We start from the raw sequence: 12759 nt of genomic DNA, 5'->3' as shown, positions 1-12759 counted from the left end.
TTTTTCAAGAGTATATAATATATCAGTACTTAAAGTAGGAGAATAAAATGAGCGATGCGTTACCCATTAATTTTACTGATGCTGCTGCAAACAAGGTAAAAACTTTAGTAACGGAAGAAGAAAATCCAAATCTTAAATTAAGAGTCTATATCACTGGTGGTGGTTGTAGTGGATTCCAGTATGGTTTCACATTTGATGAAAAAGTAAATGAAGATGATCTGGCGATCGAAAAAAATGGTGTCTCACTTATTATTGACCCTATGAGTTTACAATATCTTGTTGGAGGAACTATAGACTATATTGAAGGATTGCAGGGTTCTCGTTTTGTTGTTGATAACCCAAACGCAACTACAACCTGTGGTTGTGGATCATCTTTCAGCGTCTAATTAGTAACAAAACATTAGCCAAAATTTTTATTTATATTAAATCCAAATTTTAAGGGAATTGATTAAAATTTCCTTAAATGTGACAAACATTGAGCAGTTAGACAATTATTTTAATTTTTTTATTGACGTAAATTTTAAGATAGGTAAAATGCACAGCATCCAAAACGCAGTTACCTTTCGGTAATAAGTTTTGAGCCCGGGTGGTGAAATCGGTAGACACAAGGGATTTAAAATCCCTCGGCCTTTTTGGCCGTGCGAGTTCAAGTCTCGCCCCGGGCACCATTAAAAACACTTTTTTTTGTAAGCGGGAATAGCTCAGTTGGTAGAGCGCAACCTTGCCAAGGTTGAGGTCGCGAGTTCGAACCTCGTTTCCCGCTCCAATTTTTTTCAATCATTATCCTCAATCAAATTTATCATTGAAATTCATTACTCAATTCGTATTACAAATAAACTATCTAGATTTTTTTCATAGCTAGAAATATTCAATTTTTTATAATCTTTTAAAAAATGCTCCTCCATTTTTCAATTCTGAGATGATTATTTAAAAAATTTATCTAAATTAACAATAATTAATTAATAAAACTATTTCAAAGATTATTTTTCCTTTTATTCAGATACTTTTACCGCTAATATTGAGCCAGTTAGTTTTATAAGATTTTTAAATTTGTAATGGAGTATTAACTAATGAGTAATCACAGCTCATATTCGATAGCTGGCTCTATCTATGCTAATTACATTATTCAAAGTATTGCTTTAATAGTAATTATGCAATTTTCTGTCGAAATTTCTGCACAATTAAAAACTGATGATGTTATAGGTATTGGTTACGTTGCATCAGGAATAGGATATGGAAAAATATTATTAATGTTTATTGGAGGAATACTATCTGATAAATTTGGACGCAAACCATTTATCCTTATGGGCATGTCTTGTTATATTATCTTTTTCGTTGGGACTCTCTTTTGTCACAATATACATGTTGCATTTTGTTTGGCTATGTTTATTGGTGCTGGAAACTCATTTTTAGATACCGGCTCCATGCCTGCTTTAACCGAATGCTTTCCTCGTTCGGCAGGTACTGCAAGTGTTTTAATTAAAGCATTTATTTCAATAGGAACGTTAGTCTTACCATTCATTGTTACATTCTTTCATGCTTATGATTTATGGTATGGCTATGCTTTCATCGGTTTTGTTACTTTTATCATTATTAATTTTTTACTTTTAGCGCCAAGAACATTTCCTTCCAAAAATACAGTTATTTGTGGCAATGAAGGCCATAGTGACTATTTCATTGGTAAACCGAATATTTTCTTTGAAGGTATTTTATTAATAATTATGGGCTTCACCACCACTGCAACCTTTGTCATCATTTTACAATGGCTACCTGCGATTGCAGAGAAAGGTATAGGAATGGAACCAATCGCTTCTAAACAATTGATCAGTTATTATAGTACTGCATCAATAATTTCTGTGTTTACAACAGCCTATATTGTTAAAAAATTCATAAAACCAATTTATTGCATTATTATATTGCCGTTACTTTCTGCATTAACTTTATTAATGTTTTTATTTAATCTTAATCCTACAATGAGTTTAATTGTGGCAATAGGAATGGGATTAACAGCAGCAGGAGGTATATTACAACTCACTTTAGTTGTTATGCAGCAGCTATTTCCTGATCGTAAAGGGTTTGCAGTTGGAACAATGTATACTTTCAGTGGTTTATCATTTATTGTCATTCCACTAATAGTCCCTAAGTTAGCATTAATCAATGTTAGCTATGCTATCTTAGTCGATCTAGTTGTTGCATTATCAAGTGTAATATTAGGATTAATTGTTTATTCACGTTTCAAAAAAGTTATTGATATGAATAAAATTTAATGACTTTCAGCAATACTAAAAAAGCACCTTATCACGATAAGGTGCTTTACGATGATAAGTAATTTAAAGTAAAAAAAATGGTAAATTAGTAAGCCTAGAATTTTTAGAAAGTTATCTTAAATATCAAAATAATACTGGAAAGTATTTATCGTTGATTTTCGTGTTTTTTATGGCTTAATGTTGGTGTTTTTAGTATTAATCCTAGGTTTGAAAAAACATCTAAGAATTATCAAATGCGATTATATAATTTGAGAAAAGCTTAATAACAGTTAGGAGTTACTTTATTAAGCAAGAATTATCAATTATCACCGAGCGAGGTGGTATTGAGGTAATAACATTACTAAAATCTTTACATGAAATGCCAATTTCAATTTAGCGTAGTGATGATGAATTTTTATTGAGTCATTCTCCAATTGAATGAGCAAAAATGTATCTATAAGATACGAAAAGATTACTTAAAAAACTCGCTGAATTTTAATCATTAATAATTGGAGAGAAGCATGAGAGCTAATATTGATGGACACTTTTTATTAATTGGATTAATGGCATATCCAATTCGGCACAGCTTATCACCAAAAATGCAAAATATAATTTACTCTAAATTAGATATTCCCTATGTCTATTTAGCTTTTGAAGTGACGCAAGAAAAATTACCTGATGCTATAAAAGGCTTACGTGCATTAGGTTTACGCGGTAGTGCTGTTTCAATGCCGAATAAACAACTCGTGTGCCAATATTTAGATAAATTAACACCAGCAGTAGAGCTTATTGGAGCCTGTAATACCATTTCAAATGATGATGGAGTATTAACCGGATATAATACTGATGGAATAGGATATATGCGCTCATTAAAAGAGGCGGGTGTTGATGTTATAGGTAAAAAGTTGACTTTACTTGGTGGAGGCGGTGCTGCAAGTGCTATTGCCGTACAAGCCGCATTAGATGGCGTTAAAAAGATTTCAATTTTTAATCAAAAAGATGAATGCTTTGACAAAATTGTAGAAATAGTTAACCGAATAAATGCAAAAACTGACTGTGAAGCAGTAGTTTATGATTTAGCTGATCACTCAAAATTACGTCAGGAAATTGCTGAAAGTGCAGTATTATGCAATGCTACTGGTATTGGTATGAAGCCGTCAGAAGGAAAAAGCTTAATTACCGATCCAACTATGCTAAGAAAAGATCTCGTCGTAACCGATTGTATTTACAGTCCACGTAAAACAAAATTATTAGAACTAGCCGAATCGCAAGGTTGTAAAACGTTAAACGGTATAGGTATGATGTTATGGCAAGGTCATGCACAAATTAAAATTTGGACAGGAAAAGAAGCTCCAATTGATTATGTTAAAGAAAAAATGGGCTTTAATGACTAAAAATTTTAGTTAACTTATTAAAATTATTTATAACTACAGACTATTCTCTCAGTCAATTAAATTAAGAGAGTAGAAAAGATAAATTGGTGGATAGATGTCAAAAATTACAGTTAAAGGTTTAGATATTGGTGTTGGAGCGCCTAAAATTATTGTTCCAATTGTAGGAAAAACAGAGCAAGAATTAGTTAATGAAGCTGAATTTTTGACAAAAATTGACTTTGATATGGTTGAATGGAGAGTAGACCATTTTCAAAAAGTTGATGATGTTGAAAAAGTAAAACAAACAGCAAATAAATTACAAACAATCATTGGCTACAAACCCATTTTATTTACATTCCGCACCGCTAATGAAGGCGGAGTTTATCCTGCTACGATTGAATTTTATATCAACCTTAATAAACAGATGATAAAAAGTGGTTTAATAGATCTTGTCGATATCGAAGTTTTTACTGGTGACAAATATGTTGAAGAAATTGTCCAGTTAGCTCATCAGCATAACGTTTTAGTGATAGCCTCCAATCATGACTTTGATAAGACTCCGCCAAAAGATGAAATTGTAGCAAGATTATGCAAAATGCAGGATCTTGGTGTAGATATTCCTAAAATTGCCGTAATGCCACGTTCGCGTGAAGATGTAATTAACTTACTTGCTGCAACAGCTGAAATGAAAGACAAATATGCTCGTAAACCACTAATTACTATGGCAATGGCTGGAACAGGTGCGATTAGCCGAATTGCAGGTGAAACTTTTGGGTCAGACCTCACTTTTGGTGCAGCAAAAAATGCATCTGCACCAGGGCAGCTAGATGTAAAAGATCTAAGAAACATCTTAAATATATTACATAAAAGTTTGGCTTAAAAATTCTAGCGTTTTAATAAATAACTTAAGTTAAAAAAAGATAAACGAAAGATAGTCAATATATAAACTCCTTGGTGCAAATTATTAATATTAAATGACTAATATGAAGACTATATTAAAATCTATATCAAAATCTATATCAATAGTATTTTGGTGAATTAATAACATAAACCTGTTTAACCATTTTTATTGTATTATTCGAATTTAAACAACTTAGTTTGTTGATCCAAATAGGTCAGTAAATCTGGTATGCGATATTTGCCGGCCATTGATTGAATATGATCTGCTGCCTCTTTAAGTAACATTCCTAATGATGTTATATAGATTGGATTATTACTTTTACCACGCATTACTTCAATGGCATATTGTTTATTATCGGTAAAAGATTTTTTTGCAACGCCGATAATAGGTATCTTTTTATCCAGTGCTTCATAAAGATGACCACCTAAACCAAGATTACCACCATTCAAATGAACATAACCATCGACTATAATCACATCAATCGAATTGAGATCAACCTGAGACAATAATGCTAATATACAAGGTAATTCACGTTTATAAAATAGGCCTGATTGATAAGGCATAACATTCGATTGATAATCATTGATAACAGATTTTATCTCATTGATACCATCAGTAAATTGCTCAAATAAAATGCCAACAGTTTTTGCCTTATCATTTAAATAGTAAACATCTATTGCAAGTATCATTTTTTTAAAATCCTTTTTGGAGTAGAATAACAATGCTCTCGTATTAAACTTTCTAATCTCTATTAAAAAACAAGTAGTCATTGATTTCAAATAAATAAAAATTTAGTTAATTCGTAATACATCTTTTATTTATCCGATTAGACCAGATAGCAAAGCAATGGTCGTTTAGATTGGATCTACACTTGGAGGCAGGAATGTATTTACTTGAAATGGCACCAAAATTTTTAATTGCACTTATCATTTTACTTATTTATGTCAAATTATCAGGAAAAAGCCAAATCGCACCGATGTCACAGCTGGATCAGGTTGGTAGCATGGTTATTGGTGCATTGGTAGGTGGAACATTACTTAATGCTAATGTTTCTGCGTGGGAAGCCGCTGGAGCTGTGGCGATTTGGGCAGGTCTTCTTATCTTAGTGCGATTTATCAAATCTAAAAATTCAAAACTCCGAGATGCTATTGATGGTGAACCTATACAATTAATCAAAAATGGCAATCTAATCTCTGAAAATTTCAAAAAAGCGAATTTACCTGTTAGAGATTTTGAAACGCTAATCAATATTCAAGGAATTTGCGCATTTAGTGAATTAAAACAAGTGTGGTACGAATTAAATGGATCTTTAACCATTATCAAGAAAGGAGATAAAGATATCGCAGTACTGGTGATTGAAAATGGCGCTATTAGTCAAGACAACCTTGAACAACTCCACAAAAGTGAAACATGGCTTAAGAATGAAATCAAAAAACAAGGTTATAAAGATATTGATGAAGTTTTTTGTGCAGAATGGTTTGATGGTAAATTATTAGTTTACCCTTATGATGAAGTTCGTAATTCAAAAAATAAAGAATAATTGAGGAAAGCAAAATATAAAAGGGGAAGGAGTTTTACTCAATTCCCCTTATTAAGAGCTTGTTATCTTAGTTGGCTATCTTTACTACCACGTCGATTATATAATATTGCAGATTTTGCCAATTGCTTATCTATTTCTTGTTGGCAAGCTAAACAGTATTGCACACCTGGTAAGGCAATTTGTCTGGCTTTTGCAATAGTATCGCCACATTCAACACAAAACTCGGCACTAGGTTTATCGTGTTTTAGTTGGCGTCTGGCGATTTCGATAGCATCTGTGATTGTACTTTCGATCTGTTGGTTAACGGCATCGTCAGATGCCCAGCCACTAGCCATAATTACACCTCCTAAAAATTTATATTAGATGAATAATATGGTGCTTATTTGACCAGTTTCAAGTAATATGAACACATCATTTAAAAAGCAAAGTAAGTGTTGTATTTTTTATAAAGATCGTTTCTGTTAATGTAAGTTAATTGGAGGTTTTTATGCAACAATATGAACAAGCAACATTTGCAGGTGGATGTTTCTGGTGTATGGTAAAACCTTTCGACAAATATGAAGGCGTTATTAATGTGATCTCAGGTTACACTGGTGGTCATACGGAAAATCCAACTTATCAACAAGTTTGCCAAGGCAACACAGGCCATACAGAAGCGGTGCAAATTACCTTTGATCCAACGATGATCAGCTATAAAAAATTACTGGATATTTTTTGGCAACAAATTGACCCGACAGATTCGCAAGGACAATTTGCCGATCGTGGCGATTCTTATCGTCCAGTAATATTTTATCATAACAAATTACAACAACAGCAAGCGATCGCATCTAAACAAGCGCTTGAAGAAAGCAAACGATTTAATCATCCGATTGATGTTGCTATAGAACCGGCAGCAATATTTTATCCCGCCGAAGCGTATCATCAAGATTACTATAAAAAACAGCCAGAACATTATAACCGTTATTATCAATTATCTGGACGAGCTAATTTTATTGCAGATAACTGGCAAGATAAGTCAACAACCAAAAGTGAGTAAATATGCAAAAGTACCCGCAATATAGCAGTAAACAAAAATGGATTCATTGGACATCGGCTTTACTTGTCATAATGATAACCATGCTCCTTTTAATTAAAGTGACAATGTCACATATATTGGGTGGAATGGCAATAGTCTATTTATTACATAAATCCTTTGGAGTGCTTGTTTTGCTATTAACAATATGGCGAATTATGGTGATCCGCAGTCAAGGTGTGCCTGATGTCTTACCGAAAGACAAAAAACTGCAACGAATTTTGTCAAAATCCACTCAAGGTGTGATCTACCTTTTACTGCTAATTACGCCATTATCGGGGTATTTAATGAGTGGAAGGGACCTTAATATATTTGGTTTAATATCGATCCCTGCTATTGATATGCCATATCACCAAATGTTTCATTCATTACATTTGATTAGTTCTTATGTACTAGCTATTTTAGTTATATTTCATGTATTAGGTGCGTTGTACCACTATTTTTGGGTTAAAGATAAAGTATTGCAATCAATGTTAAGTAGCAATGATTAACACAAATTTAAACGTTTATTTATATCACATTTATAACGTGAGGCAGATACAACATGAACAAATCAATGAAAGATAAAGCTATATCAGCACTAACACCAATGCAATATCATGTTACGCAGCAAAATGGTACAGAACCTCCATTTGATAATCAATATAACGCTAACCACCGCGATGGGATCTACGTTGATATCGTCTCTGGTGAACCACTGTTTACCTCACTAGATAAGTTTGATTCAGGCTGTGGTTGGCCAAGTTTCTCTAAACCGATTAAACAGCAACAAATTGTTGAAAAGGAAGATAACAGCCATGGAATGCGTAGGATAGAAGTCCGCTCATTAGAAGCTGATTCACATCTTGGTCATGTATTTAATGATGGGCCCGCAGCTTTAGGAGGATTGCGCTACTGTATCAACTCTGCAGCGCTAAAGTTCATACCAAAAGAAGAATTAGAAGCTCAAGGCTATGGTGACTACTTAAAATTGTTTAAATAAATTAATCTTACGCATCCTTTATTTAAATAAAGGGTGCGAACTAAACCAATCAACCTTAGCCTGAAGCCTACAAAATCATTGTTTAACTTAATTGGTATACGTAAAGGAAATTTTGAAGAATATTGCGGATGAAATTGGCATATAACTTATCAAGTTTATATGCCAATATCGTAGGAGATCAAAGCTATAATTTAATTTTTTCTTTTAAATAAAATATAACTGATTAACAAAAACACAAAGCTAGTTAGCATAGATCCAACGATAGGGTAAATGCCCATCACAATACTGGCTTGAGCAAAAAGATTATCGGCGATATAAAAGATAAAGCCAAAAGTAATACCTATAATCACCCTAATACCCATAGATACACTTCGTAATGGTCCAAAAATGAAAGATAAGGCCAACAACAACATCACTGCAACTGAAACGGGTTTAATCAGCTTTTTCCAAAATAACAAATCATAATATTTTGTATCTTGGCCCGAATTTTTCAAATATTGCGAATATTGATAGAGTCCTGATGCTGACAATGAATCAGGGTCAAAAGCTACAATACTCAACTTATCAGGTGTGATATTAGTTTTCCACTGCATAGTAAGTGAGTTTGTACCCGTTATTTGTTGTGGATTGGTTAAATCATTCATCTCGATTTGTGATAACGTCCAACTTCCATTTTCAAACACTCCGCTATCAGCATGAGTAATCGATAGTAATTTATTTTTATCAACTTTATAAATATCAATATTTGAGATAGAACTATCATTATTAACATGGTCGATATAGATATAATCATTACCATCTTTCGCCCATAAACTGCCTTGTTGAGCTAATAAAGAATTACCATAAAGCTTTTCTGAGCGCATATTACGAGCGGTTTGTTCACTGATAGGAGCAACCCATTCACCAATTGCCATTGTTATAAGCACTAAAGGGAGAGCAGTTTTCATCACAGCTAATGCAATTTTAAAACGGCTAAAGCCTGAAGTTTCCATCACAATAAGCTCGCTTCTTGAAGCTAAAATCCCTAAACCAATTAAGCCGCCTAAAAGTGCTGCCATAGGGAAAAATATTTCTATATCTTTAGGTACCATTAGCAAAGAATAAAAACCAACTGACAAGGCATCATAATCAACTTTGATTTTTCTAAGTTGGTCAATAAAACGAATAATTCCTGACAAACTAATTAATAAAAATAAGCAAATGCCAATGGTATTTAAAATAGTTTTACCAATATAGCGATCTAAAATCGAAAACATCGTTCTCCCCTTAAGACGCAATAAATTTTAAACGAAGTTTACGCATAAATAAGTTATCCCAACAATTTAAAATCAAAGCCAGAACAAAATACCCTAGATTAATCAGATAAAACCACAAAGCGGGATCTAAGCGACCTTTACCAGCATTAGCTTTAACCGAACTAGAAAGTAAAAAATAGACTAAATAAAGCAGTAACGCTGGTAAAATTTGTGCAAGCCTTCCTTGTCTTGGATTTGACACACTCAATGGAATCACTAAAAAAGCCATCAAAGGAACCGAAATTATCAACGTCAATCGCCAATAAAATTCAGCATTAGCCTTCGGTGTTGGATTTTCATGAAGCTCAAGCAATCCTAATTGCTGAACATCCACTTTATCATCATCAACATTGCTTTCTAGCTCCTTAGGTTTAATAATACCTAAATAGTTATGAAAATTCGAAATTCTAAAATCTTTTAATTGTGCCGTGCCTTCATAACGATTTGCATTTTCAAGTGTGATGATTTGATTACCATCTTTATCTTCTTCAGTTTTTCCTTTATTAGCAATAATAATAGAAGGGCGTTGAGCATTTTTCGGATTGATTTGGGCTATAAATACGTTATCTAGCTTATTATGATCAACATTACCAATATAAATTACCGAGTTGCCATCAGGTGTTTGTTGAAATTGGCCAGCTAATAAACCGGCTAAACTTGGATTAATCTTGGCATTTTCGACTAGCTGATCTTGTCTCACGCTAGACCAAGGCCCAAACCAAAGGCTATTGAGTGCTGTGAATATACAGGTGATCACACACAGAAATAGCACAACCTGATAGTTAAGTCTTCTCTTAATCCCACATGCATGCATTGCGACCATCTCGCTGTCCGAATAAAGCCGACCAAAGGTAACAAGCACACCTAAAAACAGACTTAGTGGCAAAATAAGATCAGCCATATTCGACACACCTAACACTAAAAGTGGCATAATCAAATCACGTGGAATACTGCCATCAATAGCGCTGGATAAAATTCTGATTAATTTTTGAGAAAAGAAAATTAGCAATAAAATAAACAGTATTGCACCTTGTGTTTTCATTGTCTCTTTAATTAAATATCGGCGAATTATCACTTTTTTACCTATCTATCCGTTTTATCAAATCGCACTATTATAATCTGATTTGCGTTGTTTCGTTATCTTTTTGTTGCTATCGTTTAATGAACCGATAAAATGTTACTATTCACCATAAAAATCTTACAAGAGAACGCTATGAAATACTCAATCAAAAACAGCTCATTAATCACATTACAAAAAGAAGAATGTTTAGTGGTAACTGTCCAATTAGGCAAGAAACAAACTAGTTTAATCAAGGATATAGATGAATTAACCAAGGGTATGATTAGTCAGCTGATCAAGTCAGGTGACATTAACTGCGAATTAGGTAAAACCACCTTTTTATACGCTTGCCCGAATTCTCCGAAAATATTAGTTGTAGGGTGTGGCCAAGCAAAAAATTTTGATATTAACGCTGCAAAAAAAATGATACAAGCAGCTACAAAAGAGTTAATAACAAAACAAGTTAAAAATATAAGTTGGGACATTCTGACTCTAAATCCTGCAATAAGTGGTGAAATTGCTAAACAACTACCACAAATTACTAGCGAATTAACCTATAGTTTTGACCAATTCAAATCAACAAAATCAGAAAAACCAAGCTTACAAAAAGTAACGCTACTTTATAGCGATAAAAAAACAATCAAGCATGTAGAAAGTCAATTATCGCAAGGACAAATTATTGCAAATGCTATTGTCAGTACCAAAAACATTGCCAACATGCCATCTAACATCGGCAATGCTAAATACTTAGCAGAGCAGGGCAAAAGTTTAGGTAAACAGCATTCAAGCTTGAAAGTGACATGCTTAGGTGAAAAAGAGCTTGCTAAACTCAACATGAACGCTTATTTAGCGGTTGGACGAGGCTCAGCCAACGAATCAATTATGACGGTCATAGAATATCATGGTGCCAAAGACAAAAAAGCCAAACCATATGTATTAGTTGGTAAAGGATTAACCTTCGATTCAGGTGGCATATCCATCAAACCCTCAGCCGGTATGGATGAAATGAAATATGATATGTGTGGTGCTGCCACTGTGTTTGGTGTAATGCAAGCTGTGGCTGAATTAAAACTACCTATCAACGTAGTTGGCGTGATGGCTGGTTGTGAAAACATGCCAGATGGTAATTCATACCGTCCTGGTGATATCTTAACCACCATGTCGGGCACCACCGTTGAAATCATCAATACCGATGCAGAAGGTCGTTTAGTATTATGCGATGCTTTAACTTATGTTGAACGTTTCCAACCCAAGACTGTGATTGACATTGCTACACTTACTGGTGCTTGTATCATTGCACTCGGTCATCATTACACTGGCGTGATGGGTAATAACGCAGAGCTTACTGAACAATTGGTAAATTCCTCAAATCAAGCAGGAGACAAAGCGTGGTCATTACCGATTGATAGTGATTTCCAAGAACAAATCAAATCAACCTGCGCTGACATTGTCAATGCTGGTGGTCGAGATGGAGGAACGATTACAGCCGCTTGTTTCCTATCTCGCTTTACTGAAAAATACCAATGGGCACATCTTGATATTGCAGGAACAGCTTGGAAATCGGGTGCAAACAAAGGTGCTACAGGCAGACCAGTCGCGATGTTAATTCAATACTTACTTAACCAAAAATGAGTAAACACATGAAAAAAGTGATATTTTATCTACTTGAAAACCCAACCCCAGCCAATGAAGCCGGGGTTTTATTCAAAGAAAAGCTAGCGTGTGAAAAAATTGTTGAAGCATGGCAAAATCGGCAACGTGTGTTAGTGGCCTGTCAAGATCAAGCTCAAGCTGAACGTATTGATGAATATTTATGGCAACTCGATACTGAAAATTTTGTTCCCCATAATCTAGCTGGCGAAGGCCTGAAAAGCGGATCACCTGTCGAAATCTGTTGGCCACAAAAGCGCAGTAGCAATGGTTCACGTCACTTACTTATCAATCTACAAGAGCAATACCCTGAATTTGCTGGTGTATACCGCGATATTATTGACTTTGTCCCTATCGAAGAACAACAAAAATCGCTAGCCCGTGAAAGGTATAAAACCTATAAACAAGCAGGCTTTAATCTTAAAACCATTCCGATCTTAATTAGCTAGCATTGCTAGATTTATCAGTAAAAGAGATGGGGAATTCCAGTAGTTGAGTCGATTATACCTGTAATATTTATGTAGTTTCTCTTCATCACTGTAGCGTTAAATCCAAATCCTCTAGATTGTGTTCAAAAATATCCAAGATTAATTTTCTCTGACTAATACGATAGGTATAACAAATTGATTAACAAATATCT

Annotated in this window: 14 protein-coding genes and 2 tRNA genes; 12 read left to right on the top strand and 4 right to left on the bottom strand. The window is 34.0% G+C overall.

Going from position 1 to position 12759, the window contains the following annotated elements; all coding sequences use genetic code 11:
- Positions 1-47 precede the first annotated feature (47 nt).
- The 6 genes from erpA (at position 48) to aroD (ending at position 4499) form a co-directional block, all read left to right on the top strand.
- On the top strand, positions 48-386 hold the full coding sequence (gene erpA, locus A9G07_RS04430) for an iron-sulfur cluster insertion protein ErpA (RefSeq protein WP_065734199.1): 339 nt from the start codon (positions 48-50) through the stop codon (positions 384-386).
- 194 nt (positions 387-580) lie between these two features.
- Positions 581-668: transfer RNA gene (locus tag A9G07_RS04425), tRNA-Leu, on the top strand.
- A gap of 22 nt (positions 669-690) precedes the next feature.
- Positions 691-766 (top strand) — tRNA-Gly (locus tag A9G07_RS04420).
- A gap of 304 nt (positions 767-1070) precedes the next feature.
- Entirely contained in the window at positions 1071-2267 is a 1197-nt protein-coding gene (locus tag A9G07_RS04415) for an MFS transporter (protein ID WP_065734198.1), read from the top strand.
- 500 nt (positions 2268-2767) lie between these two features.
- Entirely contained in the window at positions 2768-3640 is an 873-nt protein-coding gene (locus A9G07_RS04410) for a shikimate dehydrogenase (protein WP_065734197.1), read from the top strand.
- A gap of 94 nt (positions 3641-3734) precedes the next feature.
- Complete coding sequence (gene aroD, locus A9G07_RS04405; protein WP_065734196.1) at positions 3735-4499, top strand: type I 3-dehydroquinate dehydratase; 765 nt, start codon at positions 3735-3737, stop codon at positions 4497-4499.
- 194 nt (positions 4500-4693) lie between these two features.
- Here aroD and A9G07_RS04400 read toward each other — a convergent pair whose 3' ends face one another.
- Positions 4694-5209 carry an endonuclease V gene (locus tag A9G07_RS04400; protein WP_065734195.1) on the bottom strand — a complete coding sequence of 172 codons (516 nt, stop codon included), beginning with the start codon at positions 5207-5209 and terminating at the stop codon, positions 4694-4696.
- Positions 5210-5403: 194 nt separating this feature from the next.
- Between A9G07_RS04400 and A9G07_RS04395 the strand changes: the two genes are divergently transcribed.
- Positions 5404-6060, top strand: coding sequence for a DUF421 domain-containing protein (locus A9G07_RS04395; protein WP_065562497.1), 657 nt, complete (start codon positions 5404-5406; stop codon positions 6058-6060).
- A gap of 62 nt (positions 6061-6122) precedes the next feature.
- Here the strand turns inward: A9G07_RS04395 and A9G07_RS04390 are convergent, their stop codons facing one another.
- Positions 6123-6395, bottom strand: a complete 273-nt coding sequence (locus tag A9G07_RS04390) for a DksA/TraR family C4-type zinc finger protein (RefSeq protein ID WP_065562498.1) — start codon at positions 6393-6395, stop codon at positions 6123-6125.
- A 152-nt stretch (positions 6396-6547) separates the two neighbouring features.
- On the opposite strand from A9G07_RS04390, the gene msrA reads away from it, so the two are divergent.
- The 3 genes from msrA to msrB are packed head-to-tail and all read left to right on the top strand — an operon-like array spanning position 6548 to position 8114.
- A complete protein-coding gene (gene msrA, locus A9G07_RS04385; protein WP_065734194.1) occupies positions 6548-7096 on the top strand; it encodes a peptide-methionine (S)-S-oxide reductase MsrA in 549 nt (182 codons plus the stop codon).
- 2 nt (positions 7097-7098) lie between these two features.
- A complete protein-coding gene (locus tag A9G07_RS04380) occupies positions 7099-7623 on the top strand; it encodes a cytochrome b (RefSeq protein WP_065734193.1) in 525 nt (174 codons plus the stop codon).
- Between the two features lie 53 nt (positions 7624-7676).
- Positions 7677-8114 carry a peptide-methionine (R)-S-oxide reductase MsrB gene (gene msrB / locus A9G07_RS04375; protein ID WP_065734192.1) on the top strand — a complete coding sequence of 146 codons (438 nt, stop codon included), beginning with the start codon at positions 7677-7679 and terminating at the stop codon, positions 8112-8114.
- A 191-nt stretch (positions 8115-8305) separates the two neighbouring features.
- Here the strand turns inward: msrB and lptG are convergent, their stop codons facing one another.
- Both lptG and lptF read right to left on the bottom strand, forming a co-directional pair.
- Complete coding sequence (lptG, locus tag A9G07_RS04370) at positions 8306-9370, bottom strand: LPS export ABC transporter permease LptG (protein ID WP_065734191.1); 1065 nt, start codon at positions 9368-9370, stop codon at positions 8306-8308.
- Positions 9371-9380: 10 nt separating this feature from the next.
- The gene (lptF, locus tag A9G07_RS04365) at positions 9381-10484 is read right to left on the bottom strand and encodes an LPS export ABC transporter permease LptF (protein ID WP_065734190.1); all 1104 of its coding nucleotides are present in this window, start codon (positions 10482-10484) and stop codon (positions 9381-9383) included.
- A gap of 138 nt (positions 10485-10622) precedes the next feature.
- Between lptF and A9G07_RS04360 the strand changes: the two genes are divergently transcribed.
- On the top strand, positions 10623-12101 hold the full coding sequence (locus tag A9G07_RS04360) for a leucyl aminopeptidase (protein WP_065734208.1): 1479 nt from the start codon (positions 10623-10625) through the stop codon (positions 12099-12101).
- An 8-nt stretch (positions 12102-12109) separates the two neighbouring features.
- A complete protein-coding gene (locus tag A9G07_RS04355) occupies positions 12110-12568 on the top strand; it encodes a DNA polymerase III subunit chi (RefSeq protein ID WP_065734189.1) in 459 nt (152 codons plus the stop codon).
- Positions 12569-12759 lie beyond the last annotated feature (191 nt).

It is taken from the genome of Gilliamella sp. wkB72, assembly GCF_001693745.1.
Taxonomy (GTDB): domain Bacteria; phylum Pseudomonadota; class Gammaproteobacteria; order Enterobacterales; family Orbaceae; genus Gilliamella; species Gilliamella apicola_E.
Note: the sequence above shows the minus strand (reverse complement) of the source record. Positions and strands in the feature narration are given on the sequence as shown.